Genomic DNA, 21998 nt, shown 5'->3' with positions numbered 1-21998 from the left:
CGGGAGTCACTTATATTGGTGGCGGATTCTAGGCTGCCGCCTGCCTGTTATCAGCTGATGAACAACTTCATCCAACTGACCCTGTGGTTCTTAGGAAGGAATCTTTCTAAGGCCAACGCTTTTTTCGTGGTCATGATTCACTCACTGGCCATTCGTCTAAGCATCTAATTGTAATGGGATGTTCGCTCCCTGGACGATGTTTATCAGAACAATACCATTTCACGGTGAAGTGACTTCATGATGTCTAACACCAACCATTTAGACGCGTAGTCCAAACTGTGTTCTAAACTCATTAAAGGCCAACTTCCTTCCTCACTTAGAAGTATAGCAAACGTTGAATGAAAGCGCTACCATTATTTACCGTTTTCGACATTAAAATTTAAATCGAACAAATGTTTGTACATCTATTTCACCGAGAATCAGATTCGGGTAAAATGGATACAACAAGTTAGTTCCGCAGAAGAAAGGGGCAGAAAACGTGTCGTTAAACTTTATTTTGGGTCAGGCCAAATTTGATCATCGCCAGGAAATGATTGAACAAATGCGTGCCTCCATGGCTGAGCATCCAAAAGATCAATACTTCGTTTTGGTTCCTAACCACATTAAGTTCAATGCTGAGGTTGGTGTTTTAAATGCACTGAAAGAAGCCACGGATAAGACGGGCCAGTCACTCTATGCGAATGGCCAAATTCAAGTATTTTCGTTCACTCGATTAGCTTGGTACTTCATGAAAAATACGCCGACTTACCAACTACCGCGTTTATCAAACGCTGGCTTAAGTATGCTGATTTATCATATTATTGCGCTACACCAGACTGAATTGACCGTTTTTGCCGGTGAACTTAACCAAACCGGTTTTATTAATCAGTTGGTTCGCCAATTTTCCGAGTTAAAGGTCGGTCAGGTTAGTGCGGCGGATTTGCAACATATCGCAGGTTCTTTGGAAACCAGCGAACAGGCAGATCTAGGCGGCAAACTCCATGATTTGGCAATTGTATACGAGGCATATACAGAGACTTTAAGCGGAAATTATGTTGATAATGCTGATCTAGTAAACCAGTTAACTGATTATTTGGAGCAAGGCAATGAACTTAAACATGCCCATATTTATTTAGACGGATACGCTACTTTTTCTGCACAGGAACAACAATTAGTCACCGTAATGATGAAACAGGCTGCTTCGGTCACCGTTTCGTTGGTTATGCAGCGTGCTCCGAAACAAACGCCTGAATTGGGTGACCTATTTTATGAGCCGTCATTAACGTATTTGAAACTAGTTCAGTTAGCTCGTGAAAATCAAGTTCAGATTCAGTTAGATACGACTGCTAAGAAATTGCGGGTAAGCACTGAATTAGCTAAGTTAGACGATTATTGGGTCACCAGTGTTCCCGCCAAACGCCTGCCGGTTGAGCAACTCTCAGCACAAACGAATTTACGTGTGTTCACTGCTGAAACACGTCTGGACGAGCTCAATCAAGTTGCTCGTCAAATTCGAACGATGGTTGCCCAACAGCCTGAACGGTATCATTATCGTGACTTTTTAGTGTTGAGCCGACATTTAGCACCGTATGAAAACTTTGTTGGTCCAGTGTTTGATCAGATGGAAATTCCTTATTTCGATGATTCAGACAAACCGATGGACAAGCACCCACTGATTGAATTAATCAGTGCTCTATTTGACGTACGTGCCCATTATTACCGTTATCAAGATGTGATGCGGTTGTTAAAAACGGAGCTGTTAATCCCCCGTATATCGGGGCAGCCAATGTCAGTCGAAAATTTTCGACAAGCGTTGTCGCTAACGGAAAATTGGGTGTTGAAAACTGGTATTGAAGGTTCACGTTGGGTTGAAAAAGAAGATTGGACGTATTGGCGTTTACAACATGTCGATGATGAGACCCTCACGGAAGCAGACGTTGAGGTTCAACGTCAAATAAACATTATTCATCATTTCATTGGGGCCGTCTTGCCACCATTTTTCAAGCAATTAGATAAGGCCACTAATGGCACCGAGGCAGCCAAGATTTTGTATCAGTTTTTAGCTGATAATGGGGTGATTGATTGCCTGAATTCTTGGCGGGTAACGGCCACCGATAACGGAGACTTAGATCGCGCAAGCCGCAATGAGCAGGCATGGAATACATTTACCGGCATTTTGGACGAGTATGTCAGTCTCTTAGGCGAGGCTGCTGATTTTGATATCGATGAATTTGCTGCGTTGCTGTTGAATGGATTCGAAGGCACCAATTATACTCAAATTCCGGCAACCTTAGACCAGGTGACTATTTCAGAAACGGGAATTGTCCAACTAAATGATTATCAGGTTGTTTTCTTAATCGGGGCTACTGATGATGTTATGCCAGATCAGGTCGCTGAAAGCAGTATTTTAACCGATGGTGATCGAGACCGATTAGCCCCTAAACTCGCGGATAATCAATTTTTAACGTTAAGCGCGGGTACGCGAATGACATTTGATCCATATATTAACTACATGGGATTCCTGACAGGATGCCAGCAGCTGATCTTATCGTATCCGCAAGGGGGGACTGACGAGAACGGTCTTCAACCATCACGCTACGTCACGAGCATTGTGAACCACTTTCAGTTGCCTGTTGTTACTTACACCGCCACTCCAAATGTGGCAACGCAACAAGCTAGTGCACTGCAACCGTTTATTGGATCGCCACGATTTGCACTGACTAATTTGATTAAGGTTAGCTATCAGGCCAAAGAGACCCAGTTACCGTTGCCAAAGCCATGGGTGTTCGTGTACCGCTGGTTACGATTGTCCTCCGTTAAAACGTTAACGGATCAATTATTAGCGGGAATAGATTACCGAAATACGCCACAACCACTACGGCCTGATATTGTACAAGGACTTTATGGTGATCAGTTAAATACTTCCATTTCACAGCTTGAGACATTCTATAGAAATCAGTATGAGTACTTTCTTAAGTTTGGGCTACGTTTAAATGAACGAGATGAATTCGAATTATCTGCCGCTAGCACTGGGGAGTATTTCCATATGGCGCTAGATCAGCTGATGAAGTTGGTAGTCAGTCGTCAACTGGATTTAAGCCAGCTGAGTGAATCTGCCATCAACGATCTCGTAAGTGAAGTGATGCCATCGGTCAATGATCAACCGCAGTTTGCCATTCTAAACAGTTCTCACCGAATGGGATATATTCGCAATCAGTTAATTGAAACCATCAAACGGATGGCGACGATTATCAGGCAACAACAGCAAATTACGCCGATGCGGACGTTAGCTACGGAAGTATTGTTCGGCCATGTTGGGGCGGATTCAGGAATGCCAGCCTTGTCGTTCAAACTGCACGGGGATCGTCACATTAACGTGCGTGGGAAAATAGACCGAGTTGATGGGATGAATGTTGGCAGTAAAGAATACTTAAGTGTTGTGGATTATAAATCTGGCCGACGTACGTTTGATTTTGAACAAGCCTACTATGGGCTATCAATGCAGATGCTGACATATCTTGATGCCCTTCGCCAAGATGCCGATTCAGTGAGCCCCAGTCAGTTAAACTCGCTGGCAGGAGCCTTATACCTACACATTCAAAGTGCGGGCATTTCTCTAAATAAACTGGGTAAGGGTAAACGTTTGGACCTAAATGATTTGGCATCTATCAGTGATGCGTTGCTGTCAGCCCACAAATACCAAGGTGTGCTGGTTGCTGATCCTATCATTCTGACAAACTTAGATCAGGACATTGCAGATGGCGGTCACTCAAAAGTTTATCCATTGGCTCTAAAAAAAGATAAAACATTGTCCGCGACGGCTAAGACAGTCATTACTGCTGAACAATTGAATGATTTATTGTCATACGAGGAACAACTCATTATTAACGCGGGTAATCAGATTTTTGCCGGATCAGATAAGCTCAATCCATTCCAAAATGCCCGCAAACAGACAGGGTTGCAGTATTCACCATACACTGCGGTTATGCGCTTTGACGCAATGCTACCTGAAAATCGTTATCACGTGTTGGATAAATTAACGCCCGCAGATGTGCTTCATCGCATTGATCCAAAGCAACAGGAGGCTGATAAAGATGGCAACAACTAAGTTAAATTTCACACCGGCTCAGGATGCTGCCATCCATCATGCCGGCCACAATGTTTTAGTTTCGGCTTCAGCTGGTTCTGGGAAAACCCGGGTATTAGTCGAACGTGTGATTACCAAATTGTTGGATGAGAGCAATGATACAGACATCACTAATTTACTGGTGGTGACGTTTACTAATGCAGCAGCTAAAGAAATGCGCGACCGTATTCAAACCACATTAAGGCGTGAAATAAATAAAAATGACGGCGAGGATGCTGACAGTAACAAACGTCGCCGTCAGCTGTTGCATCAGTTAAATTTGCTTGGCAGCGCAGATATTAGTACTTTGGACGCATTTTGTTTGCGACTGGTTCAGAAATACTATTATGTCATTAAACTTGATCCGGTTTTTCGTCAGCTGGCCGATGAAACGGAAGCCCAGTTACTAAAAGAAGATGTTTGGGGCGATTTGCGTGAAACCTTATACGCCAACGATAATAATGGTCGATTTGCTGAGTTGACCCGCAATTTTTCTAACGATCGTGATGATGAGGGTTTACAAGACCTAGTCTTTAGACTCGCAACGTTCGCCACTGCAAAAGCTAAGCCTGATGCATGGCTGGAGAGTTTAGTCAATCAGTATAAATTATCCGATGGAAGTCTTTGGGAAAGCGATTTAGCGCAGCAATATATTCAGCCGAATGTGGCCAGCGCAATTCAACAGTGTTTGGCGGATATTCAAACGGCTAATAACATTGTTGCTGGTTTCTCAAGTGATGACTATATTGCCAAGTGGCAGAAGGTCCTAGCGCCCTTAACCGATCGGTTTACAAAGTTGCAAGATGAACTAACGATGACAAACTGGGATTCACTGCGAGATGAATTGGCTAGTGTTGATACTGGTCGGGCACCTGGGCTAAGAAAATTAGAAGCCGATGATCAACGTGTTCATGATCAGTTAAAAACGTTACGAGGTGGTTTAAAAAAGCGCCTAGAACAGCTAATTGATCGTTACTTTGTTTTAAACGAAGCTGACATTAAAGAGGTTAACCAGCATGCGAGTGAATTAGTTGCGCAACTTGCTGATGTGGTAAAACAGTTTATGTCAGCCTTTGCAGCTGCGAAACGTCAACGACACTTAGTTGACTTTGGTGACCTAGAACATTTTGCGTATCAAATTTTGCAAGACGACAGTGTCCATCAGGAAATTACGAAAAAGTATCATGAAGTGCTTGTTGATGAATACCAAGATATCAATGAGCTGCAAGAATCGATCTTGCAATCAGTAGCCAACCAGACTGCAGGCCATGGAAACATGTTCATGGTGGGCGATATGAAGCAATCAATTTATCGCTTTCGCTTGGCTGACCCAACGTTATTTTTGAAAAAATATAATACGTTTGATACTCATGATCAATTGGCCGAAAAGCCAAATAGCGATGGTGAGCGGATTATACTGGCCGATAATTTTCGTTCGATGAAGAATGTTGACGCCTTTACAAATTTAATTTTTTCACAGTTAATGGACGAATCGCTTGGCGAAATGAATTATGCCGGGGATGCTGAATTGCAATATGGGCCAAAGGATTATCCTGAGAAGGACGTTCCAAAAACACAGGTTATGATTTACGAGAGCGGCACTGACGATGAGTCTGCGGACAGTGACGATGACGAAGAGGACGTCACTGACGCTTTGACCATTAATGATCGTGCAGAAGGTCAAATTGTGATGGTGGCAGCCAAAATCCGTGACTTGGTGACCGAAAAGACACAAATTTTTGATCGCCAGCAAGGTACCAATCGAGACATGACGTATGGGGATGTCGCATTACTGGTTCCAACCCGTAACAACAATCTGTTACTTCAAGAGCAGTTTGCTAAGCTTGGGGTTCCCCTAGAAGTCCGCGATACTGCGAATTATTTCCAAACAACCGAAATTCAAATTATGATGGCTCTTTTACGAATTATTGATAACCCGTACCAAGATATTCCATTAGCAGCTGTTTTGCGTTCTCCGATTGTCGGCTTAAATGAAAATGAATTAGCCTACTTACGCATTCAAAACAAAACAAGTGATTACTACCAAGCCCTGCTGGATTTTGAACAACGTGTTCAATCAGAACCTGATAAGATAGGTGACTTTGGTCAGCGTGTCCATGAACGTTTGCAACGCTTTTTAAAGCAGTTAGATCACTTTAGGGATATCGCTCGTCAAAATCAGTTGGTAACGTTAATCTGGACCATCTATCAAGATACTGGTTTTCTTGATTATGTTGCCGGAATGCCAGGTGGACAACAACGGGCAAGTAACTTACATGCGCTATACGCACGGGCGGCTGATTACGAAAACAGCAGCTTTAAAGGCGTTTTTCAGTTTGTTCACTTCATTTCGGAAATGCAAAAACGTGATAAGGATTTGGCTGAGGTTAATACTGCAAGCAATGACAATGCAGTTTCAGTAATGACGATTCATGGTAGCAAAGGCCTGGAATTTCCTGTGGTATTTGTCATGGATGCTTCCCATGGTTTCAATCTATCGGATCAGCGGAGCGCTGTGGTGTTGGACGACCATCTTGGTATTGGAATCACGTGGTACGATCAAAGTCGTCATTTGAAGATTGATACACTGCAGAAAAAATTGGTTGCCAGCGAGTCACTCAAAAAGACTTTATCTGAAGAAATGCGGGTGCTGTACGTTGCTCTGACACGAGCACAACAACGTCTGTTTGTAGTTGGCACGTATAAGGATCAGGATGATTTATTAAAGCATTGGCAAAAAGCAGCTAACAATGCGTCCTTAACGTTAAATACGACATTAAGATCGGAAACTAAGAACTTCATGGATTGGATTGGGATGGCTCTTTTACGATTGCCGTCAGTGGCCAAGCAATTAGGAGTGGATGACTTTGTGATTCCGTTGTCGTCCGAGGCTGTGAACGAAACGCGGGCGGATAGCTTCGAACTGGTCTTAAAAACGAAAGCTGATTTAGAGACTGCCGGTATTTTACAAGCAGCGGATGACGAACAACAAACCTACTTGGATGAATTACGTGAAACGGCCAAACAAACCAAGTTTGGTGATCTTAACGTTGATGCGTTAGAGCAGGTATTGTCTTTTAGCTATGCAAACGAAGCCGCAACGAAAACGACTGCTTATCAATCTGTCTCAGAATTGAAGCGATTATTTGAAGAACCCGATCAGAATCAGTTTGGTACGCTGGAATTAGACGATCAGGCCAAGGCTCGGTCACGGGTTACTAACAACGAATTAAGAACACCACAGTTTATGCAAACGGTCACGGCACCGAAACCTACTGAGATTGGGACAGCGACTCATCTAGTTCTGCAGGAAGTAGACTTAAGCGCTGGTCAACCAAGTCCCGAAGACTTGCAGAATCTTGTTAATCAACTCGTTAAAGATCATGTGTTGACAGATGCGGTGGCCTTGAAAATCAACCTGTCTCAGATTGAAAGTTTCTTTCACAGTGATTTAGGCAAGCAAGTGATTGAACATGCAAATGACGTTCATCGTGAGGCGGCGTTTTCATTACTAATACCTGCTTATCAGTTATATCAGGGAATTCATCGGCCAGAAGATGAGACGAAGGCTGAGCAAGTGCTCATTCACGGAATTATCGACGGTTATTATATCAAGGATGACGAGGTCACGTTATTCGATTACAAGACTGATTATATTGACCCTGCACATCAAGATGAGGGACTTCAAAAGTTGGTCGAGCGTTACCGAGGTCAATTGAACCTTTACGCCGCCGCGCTGACAAACATGACTGGATTACCTGTAACGCACAAAATTCTTTACGCGTTAGATGCCAGTCGACCGATTGAAATATAAATAAAAAACTGATTTTCTTGATGACTTACACGTTAACTTGCGTAAGCACAGAAGAAAATCAGTTTTTTTATTGTTGATTAGCATCAATTACACGATGCAGAGCCTTTTTAGCAGAGAGCCAAAATAGAAAGGCCTCCAGTGCGTCATAACGAATAACCTCTGCCGCAGACATTTCTTGCTGTTGCTGTTCAGCCAAACGAAAATGTTTGAAGGAGTCGTTAGCAGCTTCTCGATTAAACAGTGTTATGAAATGATCGTAACTTTTTTGCGGTGACTCATTGTCGATGATGTATTGAAGGGCAACCCTAAGCTCTTCAAGCGAAAAAATGTTTTTTAAGAGACCAACAATGATAGCACCTGCTAAATGAATCTTATGATAGCTTTTTTTGTCGGGTGCGACTAGAACGTCGGCCTTAAAGTAATTATGCATCATTGTTTTAGTCACTATATCGCCGGTAATGGGGCGTAAATACCCATTTGTAAGTTCAATCAGCTGGTCGAGATGAAGGTCGAATCAAGGCAGGTCTGACCAATGTGGCAGAATCATCAAATTATCATTTTCGAATGACTGATTCAATGGGTTTGACATATTAATGGGGTGTCCTTTCTGACATTAACCCACCTGTACCGCGATACCAACAAGTCCGGGACCAGTATGAACGCCAAGGGCAGGGGAAATATTTCCTGTCTCAATATTAAGTGATGGAAAGCGGTTTTGTAAATCCCCCGTTACCTGTTTTAATAGCGGTTCATTGAGACCTTGAGCTACAGCTACCCGCGCGTTTTTGTTAGCAGAGATTTTTTGGGAAGCAAGTTCGACCATTTTTTGGACAGCTTTCTTTTCTGTGCGCGCTTTAGCGATAGCTGTATAAACGCCATCTGAATCACAAGTAATAATTGGTTTAATGTTAAGTGCCGCACCAAAGAATCCGGCAACACGGCCGATTCGTCCACCAGCCCTTAGGTATTTTAATGTTGGAATATAAATGTAGACAGAGCTTTTAGGAACGGAGACATTGAGCTTATCGATGATTGTGGTAAATGGCAATTGCTGGTCAATGAGCGATTCTGCGTAGCTGGCAAACAGGCCACTACCAACACCAATGTTTTTAGTATCGATAACTACCATTTTCACGTCGTCTTGTGACTCTGCGACTTGCTTGAAAAGGCTGTTGGTTACCGAAAGTGCACCAGATATAGTGATTCCGATGACATGCGTAAAGCCGCGACTTTTTAGTGTTGCGAGGCGATTAATGACATCGCCCATCACGGGGCTGGCAGTTTTAGGAAGCTCTTTAGCAGTGGATTGTAACAGATAAAAGTCATCTGGTTCAATGGTTTCACGGTCGGCGTAGGTTTTGCCATCGATTGTTAACTGCATTGGCACAGCGACGATGTTTTGATACTGTGCAAAAATATGCTCAGGCACATCTGAGGCCGAATCTACGAGCAACGCAATTTTTTCTTCTGTCATCAAGACTTTACCTTCTTAGTCGTATTTAAAACGATATCGATTTCATTAATATAGTATTGAATACTACATTAATGATCGGGCATTGTCCAATTCTGGCTTAATTTATTTAATTTTAATAATTGAATAAGAAATTCGTTTGAACTCGCCTAGTATTTGAAAATGTGATAATTTACTTATTGAGAAAGTAATTGATGGCATAACTGCGAGTCTCATGGGGAGAGAATCGACATTATATAGAGAGTGGATGAAATGATGCACGATAACTGTGAAATTTGCAGACGAATTCAAATGATTAAGGATGGGACTAATCCCTATTTCGTTGCTGAATTATCAACAGGGTATGTGGTAATTGGCGATAATCAGCACTTTAAGGGATACACTTTGTTCCTATGCAAACAACATGAGACAGAATTGCATTTTTTGCCACGCGATTTTAAAGAGCAATTTTTGCACGAAATGAGTTTGGTAGCGGAGGCTGTTTACGATGCTTTCCATGCTGAAAAAATGAACTATGAGTTATTAGGGAATGGCGATACCCACGTTCACTGGCATCTATTTCCTCGTCGAGAAGGCGATACGACAACACCGGGACCAGTTTGGTGGTTAGATCGTAACGTTATGTTCAGTGACGACAATCGGCCAACGCCTGAAGAGCTTGATGAGATGAAGCAAACACTGAAAACAACACTGACTAAAGTGTTGGCGGCGGACGCTGAAGCGGAAAATTAAATCGTTGTTAGAAAATAAATAACGACAATCTGCATGGGAAACAACCCACGTAGTTTGCCGTTATTTTTGTTTGCTGAGATTAATCTGGGCTTTTTATGGTTTTAAGTAATTCAATACATTGAGATTGCTGTTTATTGGGCAGAAAAGATTTTCTGACTGCCATTTGCATAAAACAGTCGATTGATTCACTCGACCTTAACGGAATTTGAACCACATTGGCGCTTAAGGATACTGATCCCTTAATAACAAAGCCAACCCCTAAATTCCGAGCAACTAATTTTTCGACTAATTGATTTGATTGTGCTTCGTAGATGATATCTGGATGAACGTTGCTGTGATGACAATATCTCTCCAGCGCTGTTCTTGGAAGGGAATGTTGCATTCGTGCAATTATTGGCACCTGATTCAAGTTTTCGGCTGCAATCACATTTAAACGACTTAGGGGATGTCGGACGTTCGCACGTACACACAACGGATGACTTTCTAACTGGAAAACTTGGAGATCGTCTGATTTCATGGGTTGAAGTGAAGAAAAAATGGCCGCGTCTAGTTGGTGATTTCGTAGCTTTTCCAGCAAATTTTCGGAAATAGTGACCTCAGTTGTCAAGAAACCAAGTAATCGTCTATGCTCAAAGACTTCTACTACGCGTGGTAGCCAAATTCCGCCAGTTACATGAGAAAAACCCAGTCGCACCTGCTGGTCTTCGGCATGCTTAACCTCAATTGCAACTTGCATGAGCTCCTTAAGGAGTTTTCGTGCGCGAATATAGAGGACTTGACCAGAAGGGGTTGTGACCAAACGTGCCCGGTGATTGGATTGTGTTAATAACGATGTGCCATATTTGGCCTCTAATCGTTTTAATGCCGCTGAAATAGCTGGTTGAGTCACATGAAAGTGTTTTGCAGTAGCTGTATAGTTTCCTGTCTCCACAAGTGTACAAAAATAACTCAAATCACGTTCAGTCATGAGTTGTCCCCCCTTAACTGTCAGTATAGCGTAAGTTGCTGTCGTCCAACATAAGTCCCCGCATCAATCGACAATGTTAATTACCACAAACCGATGACTTTCGTCCATAATAGGCCGCCGCCAAGCCAAATGACATTAAAGACCACACCGATGATAGCACTTAGTTGCCACCAGTCTTTATTAGATACGTATCCAGTGCCAGACAATAATGCTGCTGGACCGGCCGAATATGGTGTCGTTGACAGGTAAATCGAACCACAAAAAGCTAACATTAACGCGGCAAGAATATGAGGAACACCCGCGCCAGTTGCGATTGATAAGAAACCAGCATAGAGAGCAGAAATCTGGGTTGCCACACTTGGAAACATATAGTGTAAGTAAAAGTAGGATAGGAAAAGAATGATCAGTACTAGAATCCAGTTCATGCCGTTCAACAAACTACCCAATGTTTTTGAAAACCAAGGGAAGAAGCCTAAGGTCATTAGCTTTTGTGACATTAACATGATAACGGATAGCCATACGAGAATGTTCCAAGCGAAGCTTTCGTTTAACATGTCCTTGGTAGTTAGCACACCTGTGACAAGCAAAATTCCGACGGCGATGAAACTAACTGCCGTTGCGTCAATACCAAATTTGGTACCTGTTAACCATAAAATAATGGCTAAAACAAAGGTGCCAAGCATGATTTTTTCACTAGTCGACATCTTACCCAATTCGTGCAGTCGTTTATCGGCCCAACTATTAGCATTGGGTGTTTCCTTAATTTCGGGTGGATAAACTTTATATAGAACAAAGGGGATTACTAATAGCGACAAAATACCAGGTACACTTGCTGCCGCAAACCATTGTAACCACGAAATGGTTATCCCTTGTGTTTTGGCAAGCCCCATAGCAATTAAATTACCCGCGAGGCCCGTTAAGAAGAGACCGGAAGACGCGTTGTTGATTTCATATTCGTTAAAAACTAGGAAGGAGCCTAATTTACGCTCGGTTCCATCTTTGGGATTTGATCCCATTTCGCGTGAAAGGTTGTCGATGATTGGGTACATAATCCCGTTTACACGTGCGTTGTTACTTGGAATGCCAATAGCCAGTACAGTATCAACAGCAGATAGTGCGTAAGCGAGCCCAAGAGTTCGTTTACCAAACAATTTTACAAACAGATAGGCAATTCGCTTACCCAAGCCAGATTTAATGAAGCCTGCTGCCATAAACATGCACATGGCGACCATCCAAGATGTTGAATTGCCGAATCCAGCGGTTACTTCGTCCATCTTGAAGATGCCTGCTAACATGGCAACTATAATGCCGATTAAGGTCGTGGCCATCATTGGCAGTGGCTTTGTAATACAGGCGACAATTGTTGCGATGAAAATGGCAAATAAATGCCAAGCAACTGGACTAATTTCGGTCGGTTTCAACGGCGTTAGCAACCAAATACCAATACCTAATGCCAACGGTAAAATAAAAGCTTTCCAATTGATTTTACTAATCATGATGCGTACTCCTTTATTTATTCCGAGTAGTTTATCTAATGTGACAATTCATGAAGAAGGCAACCAACTTTCGTTCATGAATTGAAAAAATAATCACATGATTAACTGGAACACACACTGTTTTAAAATCTTCAGGCGTAGCATAACTTTTATTCGAGAGTAGTCAATTTATAATTAGTAGATTAAGCCAGACGAAATTATTTGTTCGTTTTGTAAGTGCCTATTTTAAAGGCTTTATTTTTATACAGGAACATTTAATTTTGTAATTCTCCGACTTAATATAAGGAGTGTTTTTATACAGTTCGAAAAATCAAATCATCAATGATTTTTATAAAAACATTATTTAAATTTGGCAAGACTGTGGTATTTTGCACTATCTCAGCAGACAAATTTCAGTCAGATTAATTGTATTTGGCTGCCACAATGCGTGTTTGACGTTTTTTTGAAAAAAATCATTGTTTTTTAAAGTAAAGTCGTTATATTGACGCTGTGAACAACCACACGGCTTTTGAAAATCTTCAAAAATTCAATATGAAGGACTGTTATAAATGAAATTACTCGAAATTGTTGGGACTAATGCAGACAAATCGTACAACAGGGAATTATTGCAGTACATGCAACATCATTTTCAGCGAAATGCAACGATCGATCTTTCAGAGATAGGACAGTTGCCACTTTTTAAGGAGCAACCGCAAGACTGCAGCTTGCCTGAATCAGTGCAGAAACTGGCTAATCAAATTTCAGGCGCTGACGGTGTCATCATCGGCGTTCCAGAATATGATCATTCCATTCCAGCAGCTTTAAAAAGCATGATTGAATGGCTGTCTTGCACGATTCATCCCTTCGCTGGCAAGCCAATAATGATCGTTGGTACATCATTAGGGATTCAAGGTACTTCGCGGGCGCAAGATGAAATTAGACGTATTTTAAATGCCCCGGGTGTCGGTGCGACAGTTTTACCAGGAAATGAATTTATGCTAAGTTTTGCGCCAAAAGCGTTTGATCAATCTGGTGACCTTGTTGATAGGCACACGATTAGTTTTTTAGAAAGTTGTTTCAAACATTTCCAACAATTAATTGAATCACAGAAGGGGCATTTGGCCTTAAATGTTGACTGGAATGCGAATTACGACGTTGTTGTCCTCGGTTTCGGTGGGGCCGGTGCCTCTGCTGCTAGATTTGCCGCCGATAAAGGCGCCAAAACACTAATTGTTGAGGCGGCACCATTTGGTCGAGAAGGTGGAAACACTCGGTACTCTGCTCAGCATGTTGTCATGGGAGAAAATCTGGCGGATCTAACGGATTACTATCATAATTTGAATCGTCCGTTTGTTACTCCGTAAAAAACGCTGCAAGCTTACTTAAAAGGAATGAGCCAAATCCCATCGTATTTTAGTGAGTATCTTGGAATTCCAGCGGTTAGTTGGAAACATGATATTAAACCTGGGGATGCCGTGGCCGTTAAAAAAACAATGGCTGAATATCCTGAACTAAAGGGTAGTCAAACGATTGATTTCGCCTTAGTTCATAAACGTGATAAAGATGCCGGATTATGGAAAGTTCTTCGCCAAAAGGTTCTAGATCGCCATGATCAGATTGATATTTGGTTAAATTCGCGCGCTAACAAGCTTATTCAAGAACCTAGCACTGGTGTCGTACGAGGGGTTCGTGTTTTTCGTGATGGTAAGCAACTGAACGTGCACGCTAAGAACGGGGTTGTCATGGCGATGGGAGGATTTGAAAATAATCCTGAGTTGGTTCAGACATACCTGCATAGTGAACGATTGACGCCGTTAGGAACGTTATACAACCGTGGTGATGGTGTCAAAATGTCACAAGCAATTGGTGCTAAAATGTGGCATATGACAAACTACGAGTCTCACGGGATTTTACCGGGCATTACCTTCAAGGAAGCCGATAATGAACGGGGACGTCAAATTGAACAGTGGCCGGCGCTAAAGAACGGTAGCATTTTAGTTACTGCAGACGATGGAACACGCTATTTTGCAGAGGACGCACCACACAGACACGGTCACATTCAAACGCATGGTTCTTGGCTCATCCCAATGAAGAATCAGCATCCCTACTTGGTATTTGATCAAACACAATACGACGAATTTAATGCTGAACTTAAGCAACACGGTCGCTTGCCATATCCTAAATTCATGGACAAACTGATTTTTGCTGAGTCATTGGCTGAATTAGCGGACAAGATGGGTGTTCCACAAAAGAACCTTGAACGCACGGTTGAAAGATTCAATCAGTTCAAACGTAATGGTGAGGACTATGAATTTGGGCGAAACACAGATAGCATGCGCTGCTTTGATGAAGGACCATATTATGCAATTGCAGCTGCCAATGATGTGTTGAACACGCAGGGTGGTCCGGAAAGAAATGAAAATGCCCAAATCTTGGACACAGAAAACCAGCCAATTCCTCATTTGTTTGGTGCTGGCGAATTAGGCGGCATTGTCGCAAATTGCTACCAAGGTGGTGGTAACCTAGCTGAATGTTTGATTTTTGGAAAACTTGCTGGTGAACACGCAGCGGCCAAAAAAGATGATGCAGATGAGGTGATCACTAACGGTAAGACAGGCGTTAACGATATTTTGGACGCTGAAAACGCCACTAAAGTTGATCTGAGTGACGATCAGTACTTAGGTCGTTCCAATAGTGGCCTTGGTGGTGCAATTACTGTTCGTGTAACTTATGAGGACCATCGCATTGAAAATGTGGAGGTTGTCCAACATCATGAGAGTGAAGATGTTGGGTTAGTCGCAATTGACAAGGTACCCAAGGAAATTGTGGCGGCTAATTCAACAGATGTTGATGCGGTGTCTGGCGCGTCAGCTTCTAGCCGTGCTATTAAGGAAGCGGTGAACGATGCTTTGAAGAAAGCAACGCCACAAACAACACGTTAAAGTTTAAAAGTATTAAAAAGGTCGCCACTACTGGCGACCTTTTTGGTTACTCAATTAATTTTAAACGATGATGAACGATCACTAGATCAACAGTGTCATCATCGTAAACGAAAGCGGCCCCGTAAATATCGTCACGATCTTCTCCCCAACCTGGAATTGGTTTACCCGCAAAGAAAAGCCGTTTTGTTTCTATTTCACATGTGATTGAGTCGCGGGCAAAAATAGTGACACCACTGACGTGTGTTTGCAGGGGATGACCGGTTTCAGGACTCAACAAGTGGTGGTAACGATGACCGTTCTTAACTAAGACACGTTCATAGGTGCCTGACGTGACGGCGGAACCAGCTGGCATCAACACGGTCAGAAGATCTTCACCACGAGCTTTCGTTGGCGCCTGAACACCAACTAGCCATTGACCATTATCACGTTTAGGCGAAATACCAACAAATTCAATGTTTCCGCCTAGGTTGATGATGCCTGCTTGCACGCCATTGGCACGCCATAGATCGCGAATTCGATCGGCAATGTAGCCCTTGGCAATACCGCCTAGATCCAGTTCCATCCCTGGCTCAGTGAGGTAAACACTCTGATCAGCGTCATTTAGAACGACATTTGCTGCATTAGACAGTGCTAGCCGTTTGGAAATATCGGATTCATTGGGAATGTTTGCCCCAGCAAAGCCAATTTTCCAAAGTTTAACGAGTGGTCCAATTAGAGCATTGAACCCAAAATGTTGGTGGCTCTGCTCAACGGCAGTTTTGATGAGTGCAAACGTACTTGGGGATACTTGTACAGCATGTTTGCCGGACGCGTTGTTGACTGCCATAACTTCGGAAACGGGGGCGTTAACGGTTAACTGTTGTTCGTACAGTTGAATGAGCGCAATACTGTCATCCAGTACCTTTTCATCCGTTTCACCCATGACCGTCAACACAATGCGAGTGCCGAGCGCATGGGTTGTTTTTGTTAGTTTTTGCGATGCGAGATTATTAATCATAGTTTGGGTCCTATTTGTTATCTTTCAGTATGTTCAAAACGTCAGTGTTAATTGATATTATAGGTCGAGGTCGTTTTTACCGTCAATGTCAGTATGGATGAGTACTCAACATTAATAAATTAATAAATAAACTTTGAAGTTTAGTAAAGACATTACTGATATTAACCATCTGAAAATATTGTGCGGTAATATCACAGTGTACCTAAAGAGATGAAGATGTTTCCATTTTTACTAGTCAACGGATGTCTAGCGTTTGTGAAATTACCTTGAATCTTCTTTGGAACAGGGTTATATTTTTTTATGGCGGTATTTTAAAGTCCTTATGGAGAGTTACCCAAGTCTGGTTGAAGGGACACAATTTCGGTTGTGAGGTCAGTAATGACGCAGAGGTTCAAATCCTTTACTCTCCTTTGTGAGTTCCTGTTGATGACAAGCCTGTGTTGTTGACGTGGACTCACATAGTTGCATAATTTAACAGTTTTAAAAATGGAGAGTTACCCAAGTCTGGTTGAAGGGACACAATTTCGGTTGTGAGGTCAGCAATGACGCAGAGGTTCAAATCCTTTACTCTCCTTCACAGGCATCGATGGTCGATGCCTTTTTAGTATCAAAAAAATGGAATGGTGTGAAAATGGTGCAAAAAGTTCGGGAATTATCAGCTGAAGAATTTGGTGCGTTTGAGGAAAAATGCCCTTACGGTTCGTTTTATCAATCTGTAGAGCAGGGCAACCTGATGCTAAAAGAAGGCCATAAAGCGACTTATATGGGTCTTGTCGATGGCGATAAGATTATTGTGGCCGGATTATTGGTCGGCATGAAGATTCACTTTGGTTATCGGTTTGATATCTATGGTGGACCATTGTTTATGCCAGGTTCTGAAACAAAAGCTAACCTGTCTGCGTTCGTTGAAGCGGTTGAAGAATACGTTCGTAATCAAAACGGGATGTTCTTGCGCCTAATCCCCAACTTGCCGGTAAAAACATATAACGATGCTGGTGAACTCACTGCGAGTCACTTTGAAACTTTGCCAGCTTTGTTTAAAGAGCTTGGTTACGATTATCAAGACTATCATGCTGCCGGTTACGACGAAGCAACTCATGTTACGCATTACGAATATAAAAAAGATGTCCGTGACATGACGGAACAAACGCTGGAAAAGAGTTTCGATAAGAAAACACGTTATAACATCAAAAAGGCCAAAGAATTTGGTGTTAAATTAAGGGACATTTCCTTCGACGAACTGCCAGAATTCAAGAAGGATACGGCAATGACTGCTGAACGATTGCACTTCCCGGACAAGTCACTTGATTACTACCAAAATGTGTACCGTGAGTTTGGCGATAAAATTCGCTTTGTCGTGGCTGAAATCGACTCGAATGAATACATTGATTCTTATCAACAAAAGATTAAGTCGACTGATGATAAAATCGCGGCACTTAAGGCGAAAAACAAGGGCTATGAACAGAACAAAATCGATGATCTTGAACGCCAAAAGGCTAACCATCAAAAGAAAATCGATGTCGCAAAAGATCTTCAAAAACGTTATCCTGCCAAGTTTAATGTTGCCGGAGCGATGTTTGTGATTCAACCACAAGAAATCGATTACGTATTTAGTTACACGAACGAAGAATTCAAAACTTTTAAAGGCCCATTCATGTTGCAAGATGCCATGATGAAGGCCGCTGTTGACCAAAAGATTCCGACGTACAACTTCTTGGGTGTTGCTGGACTCTTCGATGGTAGTGACGGTGTGTTTGAATTCAAACAAGGTTTTAATGGCTACACTGACGAAATGATCGGCGAATTCTCCAAAGTGTTGATTCCATGGCGTTATAAGTTGTTGAATGCCATCAAGACAGTGTTGGGGCGTAGCAAACGTTTCTAAAGTGGACTTGGAAGATTAAAAAAAGATCGTTTGGAAATTACAAGTTGCACAGTAATTTCCAAACGGTTATTTTAGTTAGCATTAAATAGAATCAAATGGAGAAACAAAATGTCTATTATTTCCCATCATGCCAGGCCAGAAGACTATGACGCACTAACCATACTATGGCGCGAAACGGTTGTCACAACGCATAAATTTTTGAAGGCAACAGATATTGACCAGATTCAACGAATGTTGCCAGTGTACTTTGATGCAGTCAATTTATTGACATGGTTTCATGGCGAAGAACTAATTGGTTTTTCTGGCACTAAGAATTATAAACTTGAAATGCTTTTCCTAGATGTTCGTTGTCTGCATCAGGGCTACGGCAGGCAAATTTTGGAACGCCTGATCAATGAGGAACACATTCAAACAGTAGATGTTAACGAACAAAATCCTGATGCACTAGCTCTTTATCAGCATAATGGGTTTCACATTGTGAGCCGTGATGCTGAGGATAATCAGGGACGTCCATTTCCAATCTTGCACTTAAAGTTAACCTAAGTATGTTATCGAGAGAAATAAAATCATTCCGCTCAAAACTCACCTGTATTTCTAATCCAATTAAGGCAAGTATTCCTGTAAAATCTCTATTGTAGTCGATTCCGGCTCATCGCATAAAAACGGTGAGAGGAGGACGAATATGTTACAAATGTTTTTGACTATTATAGTGGGCCCGCTTGTTGTCGGCGTGCTGCTTATCTTATTTAAGCAGTGGTTGGATCAAAATGATAAGTGGTAATCGACTACTAATCTAACCCGTCCGTTTAAGTACATATTATTCGAAAAAAGAACCCCGAAGAGTGACAGCTCTTCGGGGTTTTGACGAATATGTTACATTTAACTATTAGTGTAAATACAGTTTATCATGTTTTTGAGCAAATGCGAAGTAGTAGGGTAAATGTCATTTGAACATCTCTGTGTCAAACACAAGCACATAACTTACCATAGATCATTTGGATAGTTCGGCTAGTAGCCGTTTTAGTGTATGAGACAGGTGAACATTCTTATACACGGCGTCGATCGTGTAAGATTGCGTTGATTTATCAGCAAAAGGTAGAAAACGAATGTGGTCATTCTTTAGGGTTGAAGGGATAAGTCCTTCAGGATAAAAAGCGAACGCTTTGTTTAAAGCTACTAAGATGTTCATCTGTTCAACACTGGCGACACGCCGAATTTGTTCATAATCCTGGATAAACGGAAAGCTGGCCAAGAAACTTTCCAACAAGAAAGTAGAGCTCTCAGAACTATAATACAGAATCGGGACGTCCTTTATATCCGCAGAAGTGAGAGCGGCCTGTTTACTGAGGGGATTGAGAGTACTAACACCCATAACCATAGTTTCAGAAAAGATAGCTTTAGTCTGTAATTGAGCAGTAGATTTCACTGACGGTTGCCCATAATTAATGGAGAGAGCAAGGTCAAGATCACCATTTTTAACCATGCGGGTCAGGTGTTCATTACTACCTTCTTTGATAATCACTTGCATTCGTGGATTGTCTTGAAGCATCTTAAAGAGTGCATTTTGCAATAACTGTTGTTCAAAGGCGGAAAAATAACCTACTCGCAATACTTCAGGACTAGACTGCTTAACTTGTTGAATTTCGGCGACCGTATTTGTATAGCTATTAACAATATCCTGCGCAGAAGACAAGAATAAACGACCTTCAGAAGTTAGTGTTATTCGGTTACGACCACGGTCAAATAAAGTGACACCAAGTTCCTGTTCTATTGCGGTGATTCGTTTGGAAACGGCACGTTGAGATAAAAACGCCCGCTGAGCAGCCTTTTGAAAACTGCCATATTGTGCAACGCTTAAAAAAGTTTTTAACCGTTCTATTTCCATGAACAAACCTCCGAATTTAAAGTAGAACCAAAAGTTGACCTGGCGAACAATTAGCTCAGTTTAATGCTAAGGGAAAACTAGTTAATATTTGGTTGTAATGCAAGCGTGCTAAAAAGTCATTATAAATCATTTAGCACTGATTGCTCAAGAATGAACAAACAACTATGGAGGCTGATCATGCCAAATATTACCAAAAAAGATGCTTATGATGTCGTCGTTGTTGGAACAGGGGCGGCAGGGACTAGTGCGGCGTTGACCGCTGCACAAAATGGTGCCAGTGTTTTACTGCTCGAAAAGGGACGTCACACGGGCGGCAGCAGTAATTACACAGAAGGGCTGTTTGCCGTTGATTCATACTTACAAAAGCAGCAAGGAATTACTGTTTCGGGAACTGATGTTTTAAAAGAGGAAGTTGCCTATTCAAAATATCGAGCAGATTCCAGAATTTGGCGCAATTACGTAGATGATAGTGCCGATACTGTAAAATGGTTGAACGAACAAGGCGTTGAGTATGAAGGTGTCCAAGCAATGGGTGATGGCGAGGCCACATGGCATATATACAAAGGAATGGGAAATGCTGTTATTAACGACGCCTTAATTCCTCAGGCAAAGAAGCTTGGTGTTGAAGTTCTGACTTCCACTGCCGCGACCAATATTGATCAGGGAAATGGCGAAATTTTTAGAGTGATCATTAAAGATTTAGCCAATAATCGCAGTGAGACTGTTAAAACAACATCCGTTATTTTGGCAACGGGTGGTTATCTGAACAATGCCGAAATGATGTCGAAAATGACTCACTATGATACATCACGATTAGTTACGGTCAGTTCTGGCAAAGGTACTGGGGATGGGCTTCAAATGGCTTGGAACCTTGGTGCACGTAAGTACGGAACAGGAACCGCTATGTTATTTGGTGGATACCTAAAAGACCCCAGTGTCCCTGCCTTTAAGTTTATGAGCTCTGAAATGAACACAGCCGCAGGGCAGCAACCATTGCTTTGGGTGAATGAAAATGGTGAACGCTTTGTAGATGAGTCCGTAGTCTATAACTTTTCATTTGCCGGGAATGCGCTTTACACGCAAAATAAAGTGTTTAGTATCCTTGATACAGCAGTTATTGACGAAATGGCCAAATCCGGAAACTTCATGGGTTTAGGCGTTTATGTTAAACGTGGTCAAAAAATGACAAAACTGAAGGATGAAATTGATGAGTCCGTAGCTGATGGAAGGCCATTTATTTTCAAAGCAGATACGATTGAAGAATTGGCACAAAAGATGAATATTCCGGCTGATCAATTAATGAAAACAACGACGCAATACAATCATGACTGTGAGTCAGGACAAGACTCATTGTTCGGAAAAGATCCAAAATACATGCTTCCAATCAATGAAGGACCCTTCTACGGTTTTTCTTTAAACGTTGGCGCATTCTGTACAATGGGTGGTTTGCAGGTAAATCCTAATAATGAAGTTCTGGATAATAATGGTCAGGCGATTGCAGGTTTATATGCAATTGGCAATGATGCGACAGGACTAGTTGGCGATACTTACGGTCCCAACATGCCAGGTACATGCGTTGGCTATGCATTTTACTCCGGTAGAAATGCTGGTTTACACGCGGCTATGACTGTTAATGATGAGCTCGAGGGTAATTGATAATCAATTTTAAATAAATAAAAATCCCGTTCACAGTTAAGATTTTAACGTCTTAACTATGAACAGGAT

General features: G+C 42.0%; 12 protein-coding genes, 2 tRNA genes and 2 pseudogenes. 10 read left to right on the top strand and 6 right to left on the bottom strand.

Annotated elements, in window-relative coordinates:
• The first annotated feature begins 478 nt into the window (after window positions 1–478).
• Together LDK34_RS12640 and addA are read left to right on the top strand one after the other, a co-directional pair.
• A complete protein-coding gene (locus LDK34_RS12640) occupies window positions 479–4087 on the top strand; it encodes a PD-(D/E)XK nuclease family protein (RefSeq protein WP_236941600.1) in 3609 nt (1202 codons plus the stop codon).
• Window positions 4074–7919 (top strand): helicase-exonuclease AddAB subunit AddA, encoded by a 3846-nt coding sequence (addA, locus tag LDK34_RS06830; protein WP_178943270.1) that lies wholly within the window; start codon window positions 4074–4076, stop codon window positions 7917–7919. The genes LDK34_RS12640 and addA overlap by 14 nt, the downstream gene beginning before the upstream one ends.
• A gap of 67 nt (window positions 7920–7986) precedes the next feature.
• On the opposite strand, the pseudogene LDK34_RS06825 reads toward addA, so the two are convergent.
• Window positions 7987–8421, bottom strand: a pseudogene (locus LDK34_RS06825) (DUF1836 domain-containing protein); the annotation flags it as partial.
• 111 nt (window positions 8422–8532) lie between these two features.
• Window positions 8533–9393 (bottom strand): DegV family protein, encoded by an 861-nt coding sequence (locus LDK34_RS06820; protein WP_178943269.1) that lies wholly within the window; start codon window positions 9391–9393, stop codon window positions 8533–8535.
• A 249-nt stretch (window positions 9394–9642) separates the two neighbouring features.
• Here LDK34_RS06820 and LDK34_RS06815 point away from each other — a divergent pair, with 249 nt between their 5' ends.
• Window positions 9643–10122, top strand: coding sequence for an HIT family protein (locus LDK34_RS06815; protein WP_178943268.1), 480 nt, complete (start codon window positions 9643–9645; stop codon window positions 10120–10122).
• 79 nt (window positions 10123–10201) lie between these two features.
• Here the strand turns inward: LDK34_RS06815 and LDK34_RS06810 are convergent, their stop codons facing one another.
• Window positions 10202–11089: a LysR family transcriptional regulator gene (locus tag LDK34_RS06810; RefSeq protein WP_178943267.1), complete on the bottom strand. Its 888-nt coding sequence runs from the start codon at window positions 11087–11089 to the stop codon at window positions 10202–10204.
• 80 nt (window positions 11090–11169) lie between these two features.
• A complete protein-coding gene (locus tag LDK34_RS06805; RefSeq protein ID WP_178943266.1) occupies window positions 11170–12585 on the bottom strand; it encodes a DASS family sodium-coupled anion symporter in 1416 nt (471 codons plus the stop codon).
• A gap of 548 nt (window positions 12586–13133) precedes the next feature.
• On the opposite strand from LDK34_RS06805, the pseudogene LDK34_RS06795 reads away from it, so the two are divergent.
• Window positions 13134–15506, top strand: a pseudogene (locus tag LDK34_RS06795) (FAD-binding protein).
• Between the two features lie 46 nt (window positions 15507–15552).
• Here the strand turns inward: LDK34_RS06795 and LDK34_RS06790 are convergent.
• Window positions 15553–16503, bottom strand: a complete 951-nt coding sequence (locus LDK34_RS06790) for an FAD:protein FMN transferase (RefSeq protein ID WP_178943265.1) — start codon at window positions 16501–16503, stop codon at window positions 15553–15555.
• 324 nt (window positions 16504–16827) lie between these two features.
• Between LDK34_RS06790 and LDK34_RS06785 the strand changes: the two genes are divergently transcribed.
• The 5 genes from LDK34_RS06785 (at window position 16828) to LDK34_RS06765 (ending at window position 19169) form a co-directional block, all read left to right on the top strand.
• Window positions 16828–16913: transfer RNA gene (locus LDK34_RS06785), tRNA-OTHER, on the top strand.
• Between the two features lie 78 nt (window positions 16914–16991).
• Window positions 16992–17077: transfer RNA gene (locus LDK34_RS06780), tRNA-OTHER, on the top strand.
• 57 nt (window positions 17078–17134) lie between these two features.
• Entirely contained in the window at window positions 17135–18388 is a 1254-nt protein-coding gene (locus LDK34_RS06775) for a peptidoglycan bridge formation glycyltransferase FemA/FemB family protein (protein WP_225439122.1), read from the top strand.
• Window positions 18389–18496: 108 nt separating this feature from the next.
• Window positions 18497–18931 carry a GNAT family N-acetyltransferase gene (locus LDK34_RS06770; RefSeq protein WP_236941599.1) on the top strand — a complete coding sequence of 145 codons (435 nt, stop codon included), beginning with the start codon at window positions 18497–18499 and terminating at the stop codon, window positions 18929–18931.
• A gap of 139 nt (window positions 18932–19070) precedes the next feature.
• Window positions 19071–19169 carry a type I toxin-antitoxin system Fst family toxin gene (locus LDK34_RS06765; protein WP_178943261.1) on the top strand — a complete coding sequence of 33 codons (99 nt, stop codon included), beginning with the start codon at window positions 19071–19073 and terminating at the stop codon, window positions 19167–19169.
• Between the two features lie 210 nt (window positions 19170–19379).
• Here LDK34_RS06765 and LDK34_RS06760 read toward each other — a convergent pair whose 3' ends face one another.
• Entirely contained in the window at window positions 19380–20273 is an 894-nt protein-coding gene (locus LDK34_RS06760; RefSeq protein WP_178943260.1) for a LysR family transcriptional regulator, read from the bottom strand.
• Between the two features lie 177 nt (window positions 20274–20450).
• Here LDK34_RS06760 and vprA point away from each other — a divergent pair, with 177 nt between their 5' ends.
• Window positions 20451–21929: a vinyl phenol reductase gene (vprA, locus tag LDK34_RS06755; RefSeq protein WP_178943259.1), complete on the top strand. Its 1479-nt coding sequence runs from the start codon at window positions 20451–20453 to the stop codon at window positions 21927–21929.
• The last annotated feature ends 69 nt before the right edge of the window (window positions 21930–21998 follow it).

The sequence above is a fragment of the Furfurilactobacillus milii genome (genome assembly GCF_021654115.1).
Classification (GTDB): domain Bacteria; phylum Bacillota; class Bacilli; order Lactobacillales; family Lactobacillaceae; genus Furfurilactobacillus; species Furfurilactobacillus milii.
This window is presented reverse-complemented; position numbering and strand designations above follow the sequence as displayed.

What these genes read in the sequence shown, in the direction of transcription:
- addA (WP_178943270.1), top strand. Translation starts at nt 4,074, where the DNA reads ATGGCAACAACTAAGTTAAATTTCACACCGGCTCAGGATGCTGCCATC.
- LDK34_RS06820 (WP_178943269.1), bottom strand. Translation starts at nt 9,393, where the DNA reads ATGACAGAAGAAAAAATTGCGTTGCTCGTAGATTCGGCCTCAGATGTG.
- LDK34_RS06815 (WP_178943268.1), top strand. Translation starts at nt 9,643, where the DNA reads ATGATGCACGATAACTGTGAAATTTGCAGACGAATTCAAATGATTAAG.
- LDK34_RS06810 (WP_178943267.1), bottom strand. Translation starts at nt 11,089, where the DNA reads ATGACTGAACGTGATTTGAGTTATTTTTGTACACTTGTGGAGACAGGA.
- LDK34_RS06805 (WP_178943266.1), bottom strand. Translation starts at nt 12,585, where the DNA reads ATGATTAGTAAAATCAATTGGAAAGCTTTTATTTTACCGTTGGCATTA.
- LDK34_RS06790 (WP_178943265.1), bottom strand. Translation starts at nt 16,503, where the DNA reads ATGATTAATAATCTCGCATCGCAAAAACTAACAAAAACAACCCATGCG.
- LDK34_RS06775 (WP_225439122.1), top strand. Translation starts at nt 17,135, where the DNA reads ATGGTGCAAAAAGTTCGGGAATTATCAGCTGAAGAATTTGGTGCGTTT.
- LDK34_RS06770 (WP_236941599.1), top strand. Translation starts at nt 18,497, where the DNA reads ATGTCTATTATTTCCCATCATGCCAGGCCAGAAGACTATGACGCACTA.
- LDK34_RS06765 (WP_178943261.1), top strand. Translation starts at nt 19,071, where the DNA reads ATGTTACAAATGTTTTTGACTATTATAGTGGGCCCGCTTGTTGTCGGC.
- LDK34_RS06760 (WP_178943260.1), bottom strand. Translation starts at nt 20,273, where the DNA reads ATGGAAATAGAACGGTTAAAAACTTTTTTAAGCGTTGCACAATATGGC.
- vprA (WP_178943259.1), top strand. Translation starts at nt 20,451, where the DNA reads ATGCCAAATATTACCAAAAAAGATGCTTATGATGTCGTCGTTGTTGGA.